The following is a 17,350-nucleotide window of genomic DNA, read 5'->3' as shown; positions in this document are numbered from 1 at the left end:
CGTCGTCGAACGCCATCACCGTACGCCGCCCGCGGCCGCGCGACGAGTCCCCGGTGACCTCAGAGCGGGACGGATGCGGACTCGGCGACGCCGAACAGCTGGCCCGGGTAGCGGAGCCCGTCGAAGTACCGGTTGGTGTGCGCGACGATCTGCTCGCCGGTGATCTCGACGCCGTCCCACTCGGTGTCCGTGGTCGTGTGGGCGTCGGAGACCAGCACGACGTCGTAGCCGCGCACGGCCGCGCTCTGCGCCGTCGTGCGCACGCAGTAGTCGCTCTGTGCGCCCGTGACGACCAGACGGCCGACGTCGAGGCGCTCCAGCACCTCGTCCAGGTCGGTGTCGGCGAAGGCGTCGCGGTAGTGCTTCAGGATGCGCGGCTCGCCCTCGGACGGAACGAGTCCGTCGGCCAGCTGCCACGGTTCGGAGCCCTCCTCCATCCCGTCCTCCTCGTGCTGCACCCAGACCACCGGCGTCCCTGCCGCGCGGGCGCGGTCGACGAGCTGCCGGACGCGCGCGAGAACACCGTCGGCGTCGAAGCACCCGGGCAGGACGCCCTTCTGGAGGTCGATGACGAGCAGGGCGGAGGGCACGGTGTCGGTCACGTCACCATCCTGCCAGCGCCAGCGCGTCAGGCCGCGAGCTCGGCGTCCAGCCGGATCGGCCGGTGGTCCGACGCCCCCGCGGGAAGCACATCCACCCGCTCGATCTCGAAGCCGGTCGACGTGACGAAGTCGAAGTAGCCGGAGAAGAACTTGTAGCGCAGATACGTCGGCTGCGTCGTGCGCTTGAGCGTGTACCCGGAGGTCGTGAGGTGCCGCTCCAGGCCGCGGATGAACCACGGATAGTTGAAGTCGCCGACCATCACCGCCGGGGTACCGGGGGCGAGGGAGCGCATCCCGTCATGGGCCGCGGCGATCTGCTTGCGCCGCAGCGAGTTCAGGGCGGTGAGCGGTGCGGCGTGGAACGACCCGACCAGGATCTCCTCGCCGTTGTCGCGGTCGCGCAGGTGCACGGCGAGCAGCCGCTCGTTCGCCGGAGCAAGCACCCGGTCGTGCAGCGACTTCTGCACGGCGAAGACCTGGCTGTGCAGGATCTCGTAGCGGTCGTCCCGCACGTAGATCGCGAGTCCGAGGCGGTTGGCCCTGGTCGTGTCGGCGAGCACCAGGTGGTGCAGGCGCTCGGGAAGGGCGTCGCTGTCGCATTCCTGCAGGCACAGGACGTCGACGTCGTACGCCTCTGCGATGCCCGTCAGCTCCCCGCTCGCGGCGTGCTTGCGGAGGTTGTAGCTCACGATCCTCAGGGTCATGCACCTCTTCTCGAAGGACCTCGATCGCGGGCGGCACGGATGCGCGCCCGCTCTGCCATTCTGGCCCACTTGTGAGACCGCTCAAGCGACGACGTGTGATCCCACAAGGAATTCACATCGCGGACACCGGCGGTTCGGGCGGTACGGTGGTCGCATGGCAGGCGGCGCTGTAGTCCTCACGGTCCCCGGTCCCGATGGCGACCGGGAGGTGCGGATCTCGAGCCCCGAGCGGGTGATCTTCCCCGAGGCCGGCATCACGAAGCTCGATCTGGCCACCTACCTCGTGGAGGTCGGGGAGGCGTTCGTGCGCGCCAACGGCGACCGCCCGGTGTCGCTGCAGCGCTTCCCGGACGGGATCGACGGCGAGCAGTTCTTCTCCAAGAACCCGCCGCGCGGTGTGCCGGACTACGTGCGCTCCGTCACCGTCACGTATCCGAGCGGACGCTCGCATCCCCAGCTCGTGATCGACGAGCCGGCGGCGGCCGTCTGGGCCGCGCAGATGAACACTGTGGTGTTCCACCCCTGGCCGTCGCGGGCGGAGGACTCCGACAACCCCGACCAGCTGCGCATCGACCTCGACCCGCAGCCGGGCACCGGGTTCGCCGACGCCGTCCCCGCCGCGATCGAGCTCAGGAACGTGCTCCGGGAGGCCGGGCTCACCGCGTTCATCAAGACCTCCGGCAACCGGGGGCTCCACGTCTTCGCGCCCATCGTCGCCGAGCGGGAGTTCCTCGACGTGCGGCACGCCGTGATCGCGGCGTCCCGCGAGCTCGAACGGCGGATGCCCGACCACGTCACGACGGCCTGGTGGAAGGAGGAGCGCGGGGAGCGGATCTTCGTCGACTTCAACCAGGCGAACCGCGACCGCACGATGGCGGGCGCGTACAGCCCGCGCGCGCTGCCGCACGCCTCCGTCTCCGCCCCGATCACCTGGGACGAACTGGAGCACGTCGACCCGCGCGACTTCACCGTGCTGACCATGCCGGAGCGCCTGCGCACCGTCGGCGACCCGTGGGAGGACTTCGGCGCGGATCCCGGGACGATCGACGTGCTGCTCGGCTGGTGGGAGCGCGACCTGTCGGACGGCCTCGGGGAGCTGCCGTTCCCGCCCGACTACCCGAAGATGCCGGGGGAGCCGCCGCGCGTGCAGCCGAGCCGCGCGAAGAAGGCGTAGCGGGTCCCGTTCCGCCTCCGCTCCCGTCGGAGAAGTGAGCGCTTTCCTCCGACGCACGCGGTCGGCGGCCTCAGGTCAGGACGTCGCCCAGGTCGTACGCGATCGGCCGATCGAGCTGCTCGAAGGTGCACGATCGCGCCTCGCGGTCGAGACGCCAGCGCTCGAACTGCGCGGTGTGCCGGAAGCGCATCCCCTCCATCTGGTCGTACCGCACCTCGAGCACGCGCTCGGGCCGCAGCCGGACGAACGACACGTCCTTGCTTCCCGAGAAGCGGCTCCGGTCGGTCTCGCCGGTGACGGCCGCGCCGCTCTCGTCGCGCTCCACCAGCGGCTCCAGCTCGTCGATGAGGGAGAGCCGCTTCGCGTCCGTGAACGCCGAGACGCCGCCCACGTTGCGCAGCCGGCCGTCGTCGCCGTAGAGCCCGACGAGCAGGGAGCCGACGCCCCGCCCGCTGGTGTGGATGCGGTACCCGAGCGCGACGACGTCGGCGGTGCGGTGGTGCTTGATCTTGAGCATCGTCCGCTTGTTCGGCGCGTACGGACCGGCGAGCGGCTTCGCCACCACCCCGTCCAGCCCGGCGCCCTCGAACTCGACGAGCCAGCGGCGGGCGAGGTCGACGTCCGTCGTGGTGCGGGTCAGCTGGAGCGGCGCGGGCAGGTCGCCCGCGAACTCCTCGAGCGCCGCGCGGCGGTCGGCGAACGGCCGGTCGACGTACGACTCGTCGCCGATCGCGAGCAGGTCGAACGCGACGAACGTCGCCGGTGTCTGCTCCGACAGCAGGGTCACGCGGCTCGCGGCCGGGTGGATGCGCTGCGACAGCGCCTCCCAGTCCAGCCGCTGCGCCCCGGTCGGCCCGGTGGGCACCACGATCTCGCCGTCGAGCACGCACGGGCCCGGCAGGAGACGGCGGAACGCCTCCACGAGCTCGGGGAAGTAGCGCGTCAGCATCTTCGAGCCGCGGCTGCCGATCTCCACCGACTCCACGGCGCCGTCGCCCTCGGCGTAGACGATGGCCCGGAACCCGTCCCACTTCGGCTCGTAGCTGAGACCGCCCGCCACGCTGTCGGGCTCGGGGACGGCGGGAACCGCCTTCGCGAGCATCGGGGCGATCGGGGAGGAGGCGGAGGGGCGCATGCTCCGATCATGCCGCGAACGACCGACCTCGGGAAGGGATGCGGTGCCCCGTGCACATGCTGAGGATGCCGTCGGAGTCGTTGGTTCTGAGGTTAGGCTCACCTATACTCGATCGCGAGATGTACCGTCCCGATCACGCCACCCACACCGCCACGACCGCGCACCACGACGACCGCGTGCAGTTCCTGGTCGTCGGCGACGAGTCCTCGCTCACCGAGCTGGAGGCAGAGCTCGCGCTCCTTCCGCTGTGCGCGCGGGGCCGGGTGTTCGTCGAGGTCGGAGACGAGTCGCAGATCGCCCCGCTCGCGACGCCGATGCGCATGACCGTCACCTGGCTGGTCCGCTCGCGCCGGAGCGGACGCCCCGGCACCGGTGAGCTGTGCGCCCGCGGCGAGGCCGGCGCGCGCGCCGTGCGCGCCTGGTGCGACGAGATGCTGTGCGACGGTCCGGGTGAGACCCGCGCGATCGTCACCGGCGGTTTCGCGCTCGCCACCGAGGTGCGCGACCACCTCGTCCACGCGGTCGGCATGTCCGCAGACGCGGTGGCGTCGCCCTCCTTCCGCTGACATCGGTCAGCTGGTTGACGCGACACGCCGCAATGCGCCCGCCTGGCACGGCGTGTTGCGTCAACTCGGCGCTCAGGCCGGGACGTCCAGCTCCACCAGCGCCTCGCTCGCGGCCCACAGGTCGCGCCCGAGCTGCGCGTTCCGCGCCTGCGGATTGACGCGGCCGTTCGCCGTCAGGCGGTCGAAGTACGTCCCGCTCGGCGCGCCGACGCGCGCGGGGCCGGCCAGGAAGAGCAGGGGAGCGGCCCCCGCGGCGACGGGGATGCCGAAGCTGCTCCGCGTCACCAGGTGGCCGAAGCGGATGAGCGGCGACGAATTGCCGAAGTTGGTCGCGATGGTTCCCGGATGGAACGAGTAGGCGGTCACGCCCGTCCCGGTCAGGCGCTCGGCCAGCTCGGCGGCGAACAGGATGGTCGCCAGCTTCGCCGTGCCGTACGCGCGCCAGCCGCCCTGCCAGGAGCGGCGTTCCCAGTCCAGGTCGTCCACGCGGAGATTCCCGAAGCGGTTCGCGAGGCTCGCCGTGGAGACGACCCGCACATCCCGTCCGGTCGCCGCGGTCTCGACGAGCCGGGGGCGCAGCAGCGCGGTCAGCAGGAAGGGCGCCAGGTGGTTGGCCTGGATGGTGCGCTCGTGCCCGTCCACCGTCAGCTCGCGGTCGTGGTAGAGCCCGCCGGCGTTGTTGGCGAGCACGTCGATCGTCTCGTACCGGTCGAGCAAGGCGGCCGCGAGCGACCGGACGTCGTCCAGGCGCTCGAAGTCGGCGAGGAACGGCGTCGCACCGATCCGCTCGGCGACCGCGCGCGTGCGCTCCGGGTTGCGGCCGACCACGGCGACCTCGTCCCCGCCGGCCTTCAGCTGTTCGGCGGCGACGGCGCCGATGCCGGAGCTCGCCCCCGTGATCACGATGGTGCGCGTCATCGGTACCCGCCCTTCTCGAGGCCCGCCTCGATCTCGAATCGGTTGCGGAGCGGATCGCGCCCCGCGAGGAAGTAGAGCAGCGGGAACAGCATCCCGTACCGCTGCCATTGCCGTTTGTGGACCGCCTCGTGCTCGAGCACGTCGTCGGTGACGTTCTGGTCGGTCAGGTAGACGCCGCCGACGCACGAGCCGCCGCGCCCGAAGGTCGCCTTCGGCATGCCACGGAACACGGTCAGCCCGGCGCGGCGCTCGATGCGCCCGGTGCTCCAGAGGAAGCCCCAGGTCAGGCCGACCGCGGTCGCGTACAGGTATCCGGCGCGGCTCAGGGGCGAATCGAGCAGGATGCGCCCGAGCGGCCCGCGGTCGAAGCCGCTCACTTCTCTGGTCTTCCGTAGGTCTCCAGCAGCCGCAGCCAGACCTCGCTGACCGTCGGGTACGAGGGGACGGCGTGCCAGAGGCGGTCGAGCGGCACCTCCCCGACGACGGCGACGGTCGCCGAGTGCAGCAGCTCGCCGACATCCTGACCGACGAAGGTCACGCCGAGCACGACCCCGCGGTCCTCGTCGACGACCATGCGGGCCTTGCCCTCGTAGCCGTCGGCCACGACGTGCGCCCCGGCCACGCTGCCGATGTCGTAGTCGACGACACGGATGCGGTAGCCGGCCTTCTCCGCGCGTGCGGCGGTGAGCCCGACCGACGCGACCTCCGGGTCGGTGAAGGTGACCTGGGGGACCGCCTGGTGGTCGGCCGTCGCGACGAAGGCGCCCCACGGCTCCAGCGAGACGTCGTGTCCGTGCGCGCGGGCGGCGATGGCGTCGCCCGCCGCACGCGCCTGGTACTTGCCCTGGTGGGTGAGCAGCGCGCGGTGGTTCACGTCGCCGACGCCGTAGAGCCAGCCGCCGTCGACCGGCCGGCCGTCGGCTCCGAGCACGCGCATGCTGTCGTCGACGTCGAGCCAGGCGCCGTCCTCGAGCCCGAACGCATCGAGCCCGATGCCGAACGTCCGGGGGAGGCGGCCGGTGGCGACGAGGAACTCGTCGGTCTCGAGCACACTGCCGTCGTCGAGGCGGATGCGGAAGCCCTCGTCCTCCGTGCGCTCCACCTGCTCCGCGCCGGAGTCGAGGTGCAGGGTGACGCCGAGCTTCTTCAGCGACTCGACGACCATCTCGCCGGCGAACGGCTCGTCGCCGGTCAGCAGTCCGCTGCGCGCGATGAGGTGCACCTGGGTGCCGAAGCCGGCGTAGGCGGTGGCCATCTCGGTGGCGACGACGCCTCCGCCCAGGATGGCCAGGGATACCGGGACGCGCTGAGCGCTCGTGGCCTCACGGCTCGACCACGGCTCGCTCTCTCGCAGCCCCGGGATGTCGGGCATCAGGGCGGCGGACCCGGTGGAGACCGCGACCGCGTGCTTCGCGCGCAGCACGGTGACCGTTCCGTCCTCCGCCGTGACGGTGACCTCGCGCGGGGCGGTGATGACGCCCCAGCCGCGCTCCAGGTCGATCCCGGCGCCGGTCAGCCACTCGACCTGGCCGCTGTCGTTCCAGTTGCTGGTCATATCGTCGCGCCGCTTGAGCACGGCCGCGACGTCGAGCGGACCGGTGACCGCTTCCCGCGTCCCTCCGACCTTCTGGGCGGCGCGCAGCAGCGCTCCGCTCCGCAGGAGTGTCTTGGAGGGCATGCACGCCCAGTAGGAGCACTCGCCGCCGACGAGCTCGGACTCGACGATCACCGTCCGCAGACCGCCCTGGACCGCTCGGTCGGCGACGTTCTCGCCGACGGCGCCCGCTCCCAGCACGATGACGTCGTAGTCCTTGATCTCGCTCATGTCTTCTCCCTGCCGCCTGCCGGCCGCCTTCGATCGTGTGTCGGATGTGAGTCGTGTGATGCGTGGTCGTCGTCCGTGGAGTTCGTCGCGCGCTCTGGATCGGATGGCTACCGCCCGACGAACCGCGCCTCCGTGCGGGTCAGGAACGCCTCCATGCCGATCCGGGCGTCCTCGCTGCCGACCAGCCGCACGAGGGCCGGCTGCAGCTCGGCCTCCGCCGCGGCGTCGCCGTCGCGCACGGCGCGCTTCGCGTTGGCGAGCGCGGCCTGGACCGCCAGGGGCGCCTGCGCGGCGATCCGCTCCGCGAGCTCGAGGGCCCGGTCGAACTGCTCGCCGTCCTCGACGACCTCCTGCACCAGGCCGATGCGGTGCGCCTCGGCGGCGTCGAACAGGTCGCCGGTGAGGATGTACCGCATCGCGTTGCCCCAGCCCACCGCGCGGGGGAAGCGAAGCGTGGCGCCGCCGAACGGCAGGATGCCGCGGGTGACCTCGATCTGCCCGAACCGGGTCCCGCGGGCAGCGACCGCGATGTCGGAGGCGAGGATGAGCTCGATGCCGAGCGTGAGGCACGTGCCCTGCACGGCGATGACGACGGGCTTGCTGAGCGGTGTGCCCGAGACCTGCCAGGGGTCGATGCCGTCCTCGTCCACGAAGGAGAGGCCGTCTCGGCCGATCCGCGGGCCGAGGTCGGCGAGGTCGAGCCCGGCGGTGAAGTGCTCGCCGACGGCGTGCACCAGGCCGACGCGCAGGTCGGGGTCGCGTTCCAGCTCTCCGTACGCCAGCGCGAGCCGGCTCAGCAGCTCGAAGTCGGCGGCGTTGCGCTTCTCGGGCCGGTTCAGGCCGATCAGCAGCACGTGTCCGCGCCGCTCGGTCAGGATCTTGGGCTCGCTCATGGCTCCCAAGCTACCGCGCCCCGTCCGAGCCGGCCGGGGCCTGCGACGCGGTCGGGCCGGTCAGTGCCCCGAGGATGCGGAGGATGACCGGGAGGTCGTGCGCTGCGGCGTCGGGGCTGTCCGGTGCGAACTCCATGAGGCCCGCCCCGGCGAGCTCGAACCGGCGGCGGAGCGCACGGATCGCCTCGGTGAGGCGCTCCGGGAGCACGCCGAACGGCTCGGGGTAGCCGATCCCGTCGATGGCGGACGGGTCGAGCACATCGAGGTCGATGTGCACGTACACCGCCGTCGCCCCGGTGGCCGCCACGGCGTTCACGATCGCCTCCGGGTCGTCCAGCTCGCCGGGGGAGACGACACGGATGCCGTTCTCCACCACGAAGGCGGACTCCCCGTCGTCCAGTGCTCTGACGCCGGCGAGGACCAGCTGGGCGGGTGCGAGCCGCGACTCCCCGGCGGATGCGAGCCCATCGGGCCCGTCGCCGAGGAGCGCCCGTAGCACCATGCCGTGGAAGGCGCCGGACGGCGACGAGTCGACGTCGTTGAGGTCGCCGTGGGCGTCGAACCACACCACCGCCACCGACCCGGGTGGATGCGCGGCGAGCGCGTGCTGGACGGGCGCGAGCTCCGCCCCGCAGTCGCCGCCGATCGTGACGACCGGCGCCTCCAGCAGGGCGAGCTCGGCCTCGGTCGCCTCGCGGACCGCCGCGAGGGACGAGAACCGGTTCACCCCGCTGCCCAGCGACTCGCCCGCGGCGGCCGGCACCGGCACCTGGTGGGTGCGGGCGCCGGGGAGGTCGCCGCGGATGGCGTCGGCGCCGTCGATCAGGCGCATGGCCCGCGACGACCCCGACCCCTGCCACTGCGGGACGACGAGGAAGGACGCGCCGCTCACCCCTGGGCGCCCGAGGTCACGGCCCCCTGCGACCCTCCGCCGGACTTGAGCGCGGCGAGCCTGGCCTCCACCTCGGTCAGCTCGCCGAGGTCGTCGAGCTGCTCGAACTGCGCATCGAGGCTCGAGGCGGCGAGCTCCTGCGCACCCCGGACCTTGGCCTCCTCGCGGCGGATCTTCTCCTCGAAGCGTGCGACCTCGCTCGTCGGATCCATGATGTCGACGCTCTTCACGGCATCCATCACCTGGGCCTGCGCCTGGGCGCTCTTCGCGCGGGCGATCAGCTCGGAGCGCTTGCTCTTCAGCTGCTCCAGCTTCTCCTTCATCGCGTTGAGGCCGGTCTTGAGCTTCTCGACCACCTCGGTCTGCGCGGCGATCTGCGGCTCCGCGGCCTTCGCCTCGTTCTCGGAGGAGATCTGCCGCTGCAGGGCGACCTTGGCGAGGTTGTCGAACTTGTCGGCGTTCGCGGCGTCGCCGGAGGCGCGGTACTGGTCCGCTTGCCGGCTGGCGGCGAGCGCCTTGTCGCCCCACTCGGCGGCGGCCTCCACATCTTCGCGGTGGTCGTCCTCGAGCAGCCGCAGGTTGCCGATCGTCTCGGCGATCGCGCTCTCGGCGTCGGCGATGCTGTTGGTGAAGTCGCGGACCATCTGGTCCAGCATCTTCTCCGGGTCCTCCGCCTGATCGAGGAGCGCGTTGATGTTCGCTCGCAACAGTTGCGAGATCCGTCCGAAGATGGACTGCTTCGCCATGTGCTCTTCCTTTCGCTCCCGCCCCCGTTGGGCGCTTGTGAGGTGTGTCCGGCGGTTCAGAACCGTCCGCCGCCACGTCGGCTGCGGGTTCCCCCGCCGCCGAAGCTTCCTGCGCTGAAGCCGCCGCCGCCGCTCCTGGTGCGGCTGCCGCCCCCGCCGAATCCGCCGCCGCCCCAGCTCCCGCCGCCGAATCCACCGCCGCCCATGCCGCCGCGCAGCACGGAGTCGATGAGGATGCCGCCGAGGATAGCGCCCATCGCCCCGCCGCCGCCGCGGCCGGAGGTGCCGCCGCCGAAGATGTCGCCGAGGCCCCCGCCCATCCCGCCGAGGTCGGGCTGGAAGCCGCCGACGTCCTGCTGGGCGAGCTGCGTCGCCTGGTCGGCGAGTTCGGCCGCGCGTTGCGCGAGGGCCAGGGCGGACACCGCATCCGTCGCCGCCGTCTGCTCGGCCTGGACGACGAGCCGGGCGGCCTCCGCCAGCCGTGTGCGGGCCTCGGCCCCGACGGCTCCGCGTCGTGCGGTGATGAAGTCCTTGCACGCGGACACGCGCGCCTTCGCGGTCATCAGGGTCTGCTGCAGCGCCGACTGGGCGCGCTGCGCCTGTGCCCTGGCGTCGCGGACACCCTGGAGGACGCCGTCGATCGAGCGGTTGGCGGCGTCGAGCCGCTGGGCGAGTTCGAGCGGGTTGACCCGCCCGGCGGAGAGGGCCGCCTGCACATCGGTCACGGTCTGCTCCGTGCCGGCGACCGCGGCCGCGATGGCGCCGCCGGGGTCGCTGGTGCCGGCCAGGGCCCGCGCCTCCGCCAGATCGCTGCGGAGCTCGGCGAGCGTGCCGTCGAGCGATTGCTGCGCAGCGGTCAGGTCGGCGCCGAGCCGGTCCACCGCGTCGAGGAGGAGACCCGCCTGGTCCGCCGACTCCTCCGCCGCGCGGACGCCGACGGCCGCGGCTCCGGCGTCGCCCGACGCCGCTTTCTGCGCCGCGCCCGCCAGTGCGGTGTCGGTGAAGTCGAGGCGCTGCGTCGCCTGGTCGATGTTGTCCCGGACGGTGCCGAGAGCGGCGTCGGTGTAGCGCTCGGCGAGCCCGTCGAGCGTGGCGCGCGTCGCCGCCAGCCGCTGCCGCAGCGTGGCGGCCTGCCCGGCGATCTCCGCACTCGCCTCGGGGATGCGCTTCTCGATCGACCGCAGCTCGTCGAAGGCATCGGCCTGCGCATCCAGCGCCTGGTTGGCGGTGGCGCAGAGCTGCACGATCCGGATGTTCCACTCGCGCCGCTGCTCGTCCGTGTCCGGCTCCGCGTCGTCGAGCCGCTGCTTCAGCGTGAACGCCTCGCGCAGCTGCCCCTTCGCCGTGTCGAGGGCGGACTGGAACGGCACCACCGCCTCCGCACCGTACTGCGCTGTGGCGAAGCCGAGCTCCTCCTCGCTGGTGCGGATCGCGTCGTCGGTCTGCACCAGTGCGGAGCCCGCGCGTCGTTCGAGGTCGGCGAGGGAGATGGTCTGCAGCTCGCTCTGCGGAGTGGTGGGCCCCGCCGCCGCCTTCCTCTTCCGGGAGCCGCGCGAGCGCACCACCAGGAACACGACGAGGCCGATGACGAGGACGCCGATGACGAACACCCAGAAGAACGCCGCGCCGCCGCCTCCTCCGGCCGCGTCGCCGAGCCCGTTGGCGGCAGCGACCGCCGCCCCGGTCCAGTCGCCGGCGTGGAGCTTGGGCTCGACGTCGTTCCGCTCGATGGCGTCGAGCTGGTCGGCGCTCACCGGGCCGTTGTCGTCTCCGGACAGGTAGTACGTGCGACCGTCGGTCGAGACGGCGAGCAGGTAGTCGCGCTGCCCGAGGCCGTTGCGCGCCGCCGTCTCGTTGGCCCAGTCCGCCGCCTCGGTCGGGTCGGTGAACCGGTCGACATAGACGACGTAGAGGTCGATGCGGTGGTCGTCGTACAGCTTCTTGGCGGCCGCCGCGATCGTGGCCTCCTGCGTCCCGCTGAGCACCTGCGCCTGGTCGACGACGTGACTCGGACCCAGATCGACCGGGTCCTGGGCGGAGGCCGGAGGCGCGGCGAGCAGCGCCGGCCCCACTACGAGCCCGAGCGCCAGCAGGGCTCCGGTCAGCAGACGTCGCAAGCGCATCCACCCACTCTCTCGGGTCCGGCTGATACCCAGCCGAGTCTATTGGTGCTCTCCGACAGTGTCACTGTTTCCGCCTGTTACGGCCACCCGTGCGCACGGCCGGGAGTGCTGCTGGGATGGTGTCAGCCGGTCGAGAGGAGGAGCGCATGCCAGAACAGCCGACCCTCGCCGTCGTCGAGGCCACGCGCTTCCGCAATCACGATCCGGCCTATCACGACTACGTCCAGCTGCTCGTCGGCAATGTCATCGCCGCGGCGGAGGAACAGGGCTGGAGCGTCGACCGGCTTGCGGCCGACCGCGGGGCCGACGCGCTCCTGGCCGAGACGGAGACCGCCGACGCGGTCGTCATCGTCGGCGGCGAGGACATCCACCCCGACTTCTACGGCGGCCGGACCGGCTACGCCAACGAGTCGCGTCACCTCCCGGCGGCCGACGCGGCGCAGATCGCGCTGGTGCACGCCGCCCTGGTGCGCGGGACGCCGCTCCTCGGCATCTGCCGCGGGCTGCAGATCGTGAACGTCGCACTGGGCGGAACGCTGGTCCAGGACCTCGGCGAGGAGTGCGCCCACGTGAACCGCGGCGTCCCCATCCCGCAGGTGCTCACCACGCACACCGTGCGGGTCGATGCGGGCAGCCGGGCAGCAGACCTGCTCGGCGCCGGATCGCTCGAGGTGCGCAGCGCCCACCACCAGGCCGTGGATGCGCTCGGCGCCGACCTGCTCGTGACCGCCCGGTCGCACGACGGGCACGTCGAGGCGATCGAGCACGCCGACGCGCCGCTGCTCGCGGTGCAGTGGCACCCGGAGGACATCGCGGCGCCGGCCGGACAGCTCGCCGCGCTGCTCGGAGCGCTGCGGGTCGCCGCCCCGGCGCGCGAGGTCGTCGCTGCCTGACCCGCCCGCGCACTCCGGACGCGCCGCCCGTGCTCAGCCCCGGAGAGGACGCTCCGGCCAGCCCTGCTCGCCCAGCAGCGGAACGAACGCGACACCGCCGAGGTCCGTCTCGCGCACCGACCCGTCGTCGGTGCGCGTGAACAGCGCGAGATGCTGCGCGCCTCCCGGCCGGCCGACCGGCATCACCACCCGGCCGCCCGGCGCCAGCTGCGCCCACCAGGCATCGGGGACGTCCGGGCCGGTCGCCGCGGCGAGGATGACGTCGTACGGAGCCCCGGACGGCCAGCCCAGCGTCCCGTCGCCGGTCACGACCTCCACCCGGTAGCCGAGCGCGTCCAGCGTCGCCGCGGCGCCCACCGCGAGGCCGGGATGCCGTTCGATGCTCACGACACGATGCCCGAGCAGCGACGCGACGGCGGCCGCGTATCCCGACCCCGTGCCGACGTCCAGCACCACGTCCTCCGGGCCGATCCGCGCGGCCTGCAGCATCAGCGCCACGATGTACGGCTGCGAGATGGTCTGGCCGTCGCCGATGGGCATCGGGTGGTCCTCGTAGGCGTACGGCGCCGCCGACGGCTCCACGAACAGGTGCCGGGGCACACGTCGCATCGCGTCGAGGACGCGCTGGTCCTCGATCCCGCGCGGGACGAGCTGCTGCTCGACCATCCGCGCCCTCTCGACGTCGCGATCGTTGTCCGTGAGGCTATTGAACCACCGCGGCCGGTCGCTCCTCCAGAGTGCGTCGCGCGGCAGCGAGGGCCGAACGGTCCGCGCCGGCGGACTCCAGCGCCAGGAGGGCGGCACCGAGGATGGGCGCTGCCGTGACGAGCTCCATGCGTGCCGCGGGCGCACGCTCGGCGAGCAGCCGTTCGATGGTCCCGAGCAGCCGTTCGTCGCGGCCGCCGATCACGCCGCCGCCGAGCACGACCGGCACCGGCCGGTCGAGCAGGTCGAGCCGGCGCAGCGTCGTCACGGCCAGCGTCGCGATCTCCTCCGCCTGCTCGTCGATCAGTGCGGCGGCGACCGCGTCGCCCCCGCGGGCGACGGCGAACACGGTCGGGGCGAGCCGTGCGAGGTCGCGGTTGGGAAGGCGGCCGAAGTGCAGGGCCTCGATGACCCCCTGGACGCTGTCCAGCCCGAACGCCGCGGGGACCGCCGGCGCGAGTTCCGTCGCCGGTCCGCGCCCGTCGACCGCCCTCGCCGCATGCCAGAGGGCGCGCTCGCCGAGGTGCCAGCCGCCTCCCCAGTCGCCCGAGATGGTGCCGAGCGACGGGTAGCGGACCACGGCGCCGTCCGCGCGGACGCCGACGCAGTTGATGCCCGTTCCGCAGACCACGGCGACGGCGTCCGGCTCGTCGGTTCCCGCCCGCAGCAGGGCGAACAGATCGTTGTCGACCGTCGCGGCCGCCCACGGCGTGCCGGCGATGCTCGCCCGGAAGTCGTCGATCTCGGTCGGGAGGTCGAGGCCGGAGAGGTAGAGATTGGTCGCGGCGATCGGCCGGGGCCCGGTCTGTTCGAGCAGGCGGCCGATGAGGGCGGAGACGAGATCGGCCGAGCCGTGCATCCCGATGAGGTGCGGGCTGGACGTCGTGCCTCTCGCCTCGGCCACCACCGTTCCGTCGAGCTCGAGCGCCACCGCGTCCGTCTTCGATCCGCCGCCGTCGACGGCGATCACGAGAGGCGCGTCGAGGGGCGCGTCGTCGTCGGTCACTTGGCCCACTCCAGGTGGTCGCGGTTATGGGAGATCAGCAGGTCGGTCAGCCGCTCGGCCCGATCGTACTGACCGACCAGGGGATGCGCGAGCATCGCGCGCAGCACCCGGTCGCGTCCACCGTTGACCGCGGCGTCGAGGGCGAGCCGCTCGTACCCAGCGACGTGTGCGATCAGCCCGGCGTGGTCGGCGGGCAGCGGCTCGATCGGCAGGGCGGTGACGCCGCCCGCATCCACCGTCGCCGAGACCTCGATCACGTGGTCTTCGGGCAGGAACGGCAGCGCGCCGTCGTTGCGGAGGTTCACCACCTGCACATCGCCGCGGTCGCCGGTCAGCGACGCGATCAGGTCGACGGCGGCCTCCGAGTAGAAGGCGCCTCCGCGCTGGGAGAGCTGCTCGGGCTTGGTGTCGACCGCGGGGTCGCCGTACAGCTCCAGCAGCTCGCGCTCGACGCGCTGCACGGCCTCGGCGCGGGTGGGGGAGTCGAGCTGCTCGCGCAGGACCTCATCGTGCGCGTAGTAGTAGCGCAGGTAGTAGCTGGGCACATCGCCGAGCAGCCGGATGAGCGAAGCTGGCAGCTCGACCTCCTCCGCGAGCTGTTCCAGCCGCGTGCCGAGCAGCTCGGGCAGGGCGTCGCGGGTGCCGGAGTCGTCGGTGACGAGGGCCGACCGCTCCCACGTCAGGTGGTTGAGGCCGACGTGACCGAGCTGCACCTGTGCGGGCGCGACACCGAGCATCCCGGCGAAGCGCCGCTGGAATCCGATGGCGACGTTGCAGAGGCCGACCGCGCGGTGGCCCTCCTGCAGGAGGGCGCGGGTGACGATGCCGACGGGGTTGGTGAAGTCGACGATCCAGGCGCCGGGCTTCGCATGCCGGCGGACGGCGTCGGCGACGCGCAGCACCACGGGAACGGTCCTGAGTGCCTTGGCGAAGCCGCCGGGGCCGGTCGTCTCCTGTCCGATGCAGCCGCACTCGTGCGGCCAGGTCTCGTCGCCGTGACGCGCCGCCTGGCCGCCGACCCGGAGCTGGATGAGCACCACGTCGGCATCCGAGACGCCCGCCACGAGGTCCGAGGTGGGCACGACGCGGCCCGGGTGGCCGGCCGCGCGGAACATGCGCTGGCTCATCCCGCCGACCAGGCGCAGGCGCTCCGGATCGGGGTCGACCAGCCAGAGCTCCTCGATCGGGAGCAGGTCGCGCAGCCGCGCGAACCCGTCGATGAGCTCGGGGGTGTAGGTGGAGCCGCCTCCGACGACCGTCAGTTTCACGTGTTATCCCTTCACGCCGGTGAGTGTGATGCCCTCCACGAAGACGCGTTGGGCGAAGAAGAAGATGAGGACGACCGGGACGGTGACGAGCATGGTCATCGCCATGGTCAGCCCCCAGTCGGTGCCGTGGACGCCGCGGAACGACGCGAGGCCGTAGGCCACCGGCCAGGCGGCCGGGTTCTCCGAGGTGTAGAGCAGCGGCCCGTAGTAGTCGTTCCAGGAGGCGAAGAACAGGAAGATCGCTGTCGCCGCGATGCCCGGCTTCGCCATCGGCAGCACCACCCGCCACAGCACCCCGAACTCCCCGTTGCCGTCGATGCGGGCCGCGTCGGCGTACTCGCTCGGAATGGTGAGGAAGAACTGCCGGAGCAGGAAGATCGAGAAGGCGTCGCCGAGCAGGTTCGGCAGGATGAGCGGCCACAGCGTGCCGGTCAGCCCCAGCTGCGACCACATCACGTAGATCGGGATCGCCGTCACCTGCGGCGGGAGCAGCATGGCGATGATGATCACGGTGAACAGCACGCCGGAGCCGCGGAAGCGGATCTTGGCGAGCGCATACGCCGCGGGAACGCTCGAGATCAGCATGAAGGCCGTGGCGAGCACCGCATACATCGCGGAGTTGGCGAACCACTGCGCCAGCGGCACCGTCGTGAACACCTTCACGTAGTTGTCCCAGTGGAACGGCTGCGGCCAGAGCGAGGCGGTCAGGGTCTGCTCGCTCGACATCAGCGAGGTGAGGAAGACGAAGACCACGGGCGCGATGAACAGCACCGCGAGCACGACGAGCACGGCGTGCTCGGCGATCCAGGCGAGGATGCGGCGGGCCCGGGCCGAGCGCGGTGTCGGGATGCGGCGGGGCGGCGGCGCCGGGCGGTCCGTCGTCGCGCTGCCGGGGGTGAGGGTGGCCGAGGTCATTGCGCGCCTTCCGGGGTGAACGCCTTGAAGCGGCGGAGCAGCAGGATGAGGACGACGGCCGCCACCACGAACAGAAGCACCGCGAGGGCGGACGCGTAGCCGAGCTGGTACGTGCCGAAGCCGCGGACGTAGAGCCACTGCGTGTAGGTGAGGAGCGAGCCGTCCGGGTAGCCGAGGTTGGAGCTGATGCCCTGCCCCACGACGGCTTTGCCCGACGCGACGGAGGAGGCGACAGCCGCCTCCGTGAAGTACTGGATCGCCGCGATGACGCCCGTCACCGCCGCGAAGAGCAGCACGGGAGCGATGGACGGCAGCGTGACGTACCGCACCTTCTGCGCACCGCTCGCGCCGTCCAGCGAGGCCGCCTCGTACTGCTCGCGGGGCACATCCAGGAGGGCCGCCAGGAAGATGATCATGACGTCGCCCATCACCCAGATGCCCAGCAGCACCAGGGAGGGCTTCGACCACGCCGGGTCGTTGAACCACAGCGGCCCCTGGATGCCGAAGAAGCCGAGGATGTGGTTCACGGGCCCGGTGCCCGGGTTGAACAGGAAGACGAACGCGACGACGCTCGCCACCGGCGGCACCAGGGCGGGCAGGTAGAACACCGTCCGCCAGAAGCCGGATGCGCGCCGCGCCCGGGCGAGGAGCCCGGCGACGATCAGCGCGAACGCCGTCTTCACGGGAACCCAGATCACGACGAACCACAGCGTGTTGAGGGTCGCCAGCCACACGTTCGGGTCCTGCGTGAACAGGTACTGGTAGTTGCGGAGGCCGATCCACTGCGGCGGCGAGACGAGGTCGAACCGGGTGAACGAGTAGTAGACGGAGGCGATCAGCGGGTAGACGAAGAAGATCAGCAGCCCGAGCAGGGCGGGCGCGAGCAGCGCGAGCGTCACCAGGGAGCGCCGGCGGCGGGCGGGGGAGCGGCGCGTGGGGCGGGCGGTGGCCCGCCCCACGCGTTCTGCGGTCGCGGTCATGGCGT

Annotated in this window: 18 protein-coding genes; 3 read left to right on the top strand and 15 right to left on the bottom strand. The window is 72.2% G+C overall.

Annotated elements, in window-relative coordinates:
* Positions 1-59: 59 nt before the first annotated feature.
* Positions 60-602, bottom strand: a complete 543-nt coding sequence (locus BLW09_RS11710; protein ID WP_089912720.1) for a cysteine hydrolase family protein — start codon at positions 600-602, stop codon at positions 60-62.
* Between the two features lie 26 nt (positions 603-628).
* On the bottom strand, positions 629-1,306 hold the full coding sequence (locus tag BLW09_RS11705) for an endonuclease/exonuclease/phosphatase family protein (protein WP_089912717.1): 678 nt from the start codon (positions 1,304-1,306) through the stop codon (positions 629-631).
* 154 nt (positions 1,307-1,460) lie between these two features.
* Between BLW09_RS11705 and ligD the strand changes: the two genes are divergently transcribed.
* Positions 1,461-2,480, top strand: coding sequence for a non-homologous end-joining DNA ligase (ligD, locus tag BLW09_RS11700; protein WP_172824202.1), 1,020 nt, complete (start codon positions 1,461-1,463; stop codon positions 2,478-2,480).
* Positions 2,481-2,550: 70 nt separating this feature from the next.
* Here the strand turns inward: ligD and BLW09_RS11695 are convergent, their stop codons facing one another.
* Entirely contained in the window at positions 2,551-3,615 is a 1,065-nt protein-coding gene (locus BLW09_RS11695; RefSeq protein WP_089912710.1) for an ATP-dependent DNA ligase, read from the bottom strand.
* Between the two features lie 119 nt (positions 3,616-3,734).
* On the opposite strand from BLW09_RS11695, the gene BLW09_RS11690 reads away from it, so the two are divergent.
* Complete coding sequence (locus tag BLW09_RS11690; RefSeq protein ID WP_089912707.1) at positions 3,735-4,181, top strand: SIP domain-containing protein; 447 nt, start codon at positions 3,735-3,737, stop codon at positions 4,179-4,181.
* A 72-nt stretch (positions 4,182-4,253) separates the two neighbouring features.
* Here the strand turns inward: BLW09_RS11690 and BLW09_RS11685 are convergent, their stop codons facing one another.
* The 7 genes from BLW09_RS11685 to BLW09_RS19275 all read right to left on the bottom strand — a co-directional run bounded on the left by BLW09_RS11685 (position 4,254) and on the right by BLW09_RS19275 (position 11,578).
* Positions 4,254-5,099 carry an SDR family NAD(P)-dependent oxidoreductase gene (locus BLW09_RS11685; RefSeq protein ID WP_089912704.1) on the bottom strand — a complete coding sequence of 282 codons (846 nt, stop codon included), beginning with the start codon at positions 5,097-5,099 and terminating at the stop codon, positions 4,254-4,256.
* Positions 5,096-5,476: a Fe-S oxidoreductase gene (locus BLW09_RS11680; protein WP_089912701.1), complete on the bottom strand. Its 381-nt coding sequence runs from the start codon at positions 5,474-5,476 to the stop codon at positions 5,096-5,098. The genes BLW09_RS11685 and BLW09_RS11680 overlap by 4 nt, the downstream gene beginning before the upstream one ends.
* Positions 5,473-6,924 (bottom strand): dihydrolipoyl dehydrogenase family protein, encoded by a 1,452-nt coding sequence (locus tag BLW09_RS11675; RefSeq protein WP_089912698.1) that lies wholly within the window; start codon positions 6,922-6,924, stop codon positions 5,473-5,475. Before BLW09_RS11675 ends, BLW09_RS11680 begins: the two co-directional genes overlap by 4 nt.
* 107 nt (positions 6,925-7,031) lie before the next feature.
* A complete protein-coding gene (locus BLW09_RS11670; RefSeq protein ID WP_089912697.1) occupies positions 7,032-7,817 on the bottom strand; it encodes a crotonase/enoyl-CoA hydratase family protein in 786 nt (261 codons plus the stop codon).
* Between the two features lie 10 nt (positions 7,818-7,827).
* A complete protein-coding gene (locus BLW09_RS11665) occupies positions 7,828-8,709 on the bottom strand; it encodes an arginase family protein (protein WP_089912695.1) in 882 nt (293 codons plus the stop codon).
* Positions 8,706-9,455, bottom strand: a complete 750-nt coding sequence (locus BLW09_RS11660) for a PspA/IM30 family protein (RefSeq protein ID WP_089912693.1) — start codon at positions 9,453-9,455, stop codon at positions 8,706-8,708. The genes BLW09_RS11665 and BLW09_RS11660 overlap by 4 nt, the downstream gene beginning before the upstream one ends.
* 56 nt (positions 9,456-9,511) lie before the next feature.
* Positions 9,512-11,578, bottom strand: coding sequence for a TPM domain-containing protein (locus tag BLW09_RS19275; RefSeq protein ID WP_089912690.1), 2,067 nt, complete (start codon positions 11,576-11,578; stop codon positions 9,512-9,514).
* A 146-nt stretch (positions 11,579-11,724) separates the two neighbouring features.
* On the opposite strand from BLW09_RS19275, the gene BLW09_RS11650 reads away from it, so the two are divergent.
* Positions 11,725-12,471, top strand: coding sequence for a gamma-glutamyl-gamma-aminobutyrate hydrolase family protein (locus BLW09_RS11650; protein ID WP_089912687.1), 747 nt, complete (start codon positions 11,725-11,727; stop codon positions 12,469-12,471).
* A gap of 33 nt (positions 12,472-12,504) precedes the next feature.
* Here the strand turns inward: BLW09_RS11650 and BLW09_RS11645 are convergent, their stop codons facing one another.
* Genes BLW09_RS11645 through BLW09_RS11625 form a run of 5 tightly spaced genes read right to left on the bottom strand, consistent with a single transcriptional unit; the run spans position 12,505 to position 17,345 of the window.
* Complete coding sequence (locus BLW09_RS11645; protein WP_089912684.1) at positions 12,505-13,137, bottom strand: protein-L-isoaspartate(D-aspartate) O-methyltransferase; 633 nt, start codon at positions 13,135-13,137, stop codon at positions 12,505-12,507.
* Positions 13,138-13,174: 37 nt separating this feature from the next.
* Complete coding sequence (locus BLW09_RS11640) at positions 13,175-14,182, bottom strand: N-acetylglucosamine kinase (RefSeq protein WP_089912681.1); 1,008 nt, start codon at positions 14,180-14,182, stop codon at positions 13,175-13,177.
* Complete coding sequence (locus tag BLW09_RS11635; RefSeq protein ID WP_089912678.1) at positions 14,179-15,450, bottom strand: 6-phospho-beta-glucosidase; 1,272 nt, start codon at positions 15,448-15,450, stop codon at positions 14,179-14,181. The genes BLW09_RS11640 and BLW09_RS11635 overlap by 4 nt, the downstream gene beginning before the upstream one ends.
* A gap of 3 nt (positions 15,451-15,453) precedes the next feature.
* On the bottom strand, positions 15,454-16,365 hold the full coding sequence (locus BLW09_RS11630) for a carbohydrate ABC transporter permease (protein ID WP_089912675.1): 912 nt from the start codon (positions 16,363-16,365) through the stop codon (positions 15,454-15,456).
* Positions 16,362-17,345, bottom strand: coding sequence for a carbohydrate ABC transporter permease (locus BLW09_RS11625; protein WP_089912672.1), 984 nt, complete (start codon positions 17,343-17,345; stop codon positions 16,362-16,364). Before BLW09_RS11625 ends, BLW09_RS11630 begins: the two co-directional genes overlap by 4 nt.
* Positions 17,346-17,350 lie beyond the last annotated feature (5 nt).

Origin of the sequence: Leifsonia sp. 21MFCrub1.1 (assembly GCF_900107895.1) — a bacterium.
Lineage (GTDB): Bacteria > Actinomycetota > Actinomycetes > Actinomycetales > Microbacteriaceae > Leifsonia > Leifsonia soli.
This window is presented reverse-complemented; position numbering and strand designations above follow the sequence as displayed.

Coding starts and splice junctions, on each gene's coding strand:
- BLW09_RS11705 (WP_089912717.1), bottom strand. CDS start 1,306: ATGACCCTGAGGATCGTGAGCTACAACCTCCGCAAGCACGCCGCGAGC.
- ligD (WP_172824202.1), top strand. CDS start 1,461: ATGGCAGGCGGCGCTGTAGTCCTCACGGTCCCCGGTCCCGATGGCGAC.
- BLW09_RS11695 (WP_089912710.1), bottom strand. CDS start 3,615: ATGCGCCCCTCCGCCTCCTCCCCGATCGCCCCGATGCTCGCGAAGGCG.
- BLW09_RS11690 (WP_089912707.1), top strand. CDS start 3,735: ATGTACCGTCCCGATCACGCCACCCACACCGCCACGACCGCGCACCAC.
- BLW09_RS11685 (WP_089912704.1), bottom strand. CDS start 5,099: ATGACGCGCACCATCGTGATCACGGGGGCGAGCTCCGGCATCGGCGCC.
- BLW09_RS11675 (WP_089912698.1), bottom strand. CDS start 6,924: ATGAGCGAGATCAAGGACTACGACGTCATCGTGCTGGGAGCGGGCGCC.
- BLW09_RS11670 (WP_089912697.1), bottom strand. CDS start 7,817: ATGAGCGAGCCCAAGATCCTGACCGAGCGGCGCGGACACGTGCTGCTG.
- BLW09_RS11660 (WP_089912693.1), bottom strand. CDS start 9,455: ATGGCGAAGCAGTCCATCTTCGGACGGATCTCGCAACTGTTGCGAGCG.
- BLW09_RS19275 (WP_089912690.1), bottom strand. CDS start 11,578: ATGCGCTTGCGACGTCTGCTGACCGGAGCCCTGCTGGCGCTCGGGCTC.
- BLW09_RS11650 (WP_089912687.1), top strand. CDS start 11,725: ATGCCAGAACAGCCGACCCTCGCCGTCGTCGAGGCCACGCGCTTCCGC.
- BLW09_RS11645 (WP_089912684.1), bottom strand. CDS start 13,137: ATGGTCGAGCAGCAGCTCGTCCCGCGCGGGATCGAGGACCAGCGCGTC.
- BLW09_RS11630 (WP_089912675.1), bottom strand. CDS start 16,365: ATGACCTCGGCCACCCTCACCCCCGGCAGCGCGACGACGGACCGCCCG.
- BLW09_RS11625 (WP_089912672.1), bottom strand. CDS start 17,345: ATGACCGCGACCGCAGAACGCGTGGGGCGGGCCACCGCCCGCCCCACG.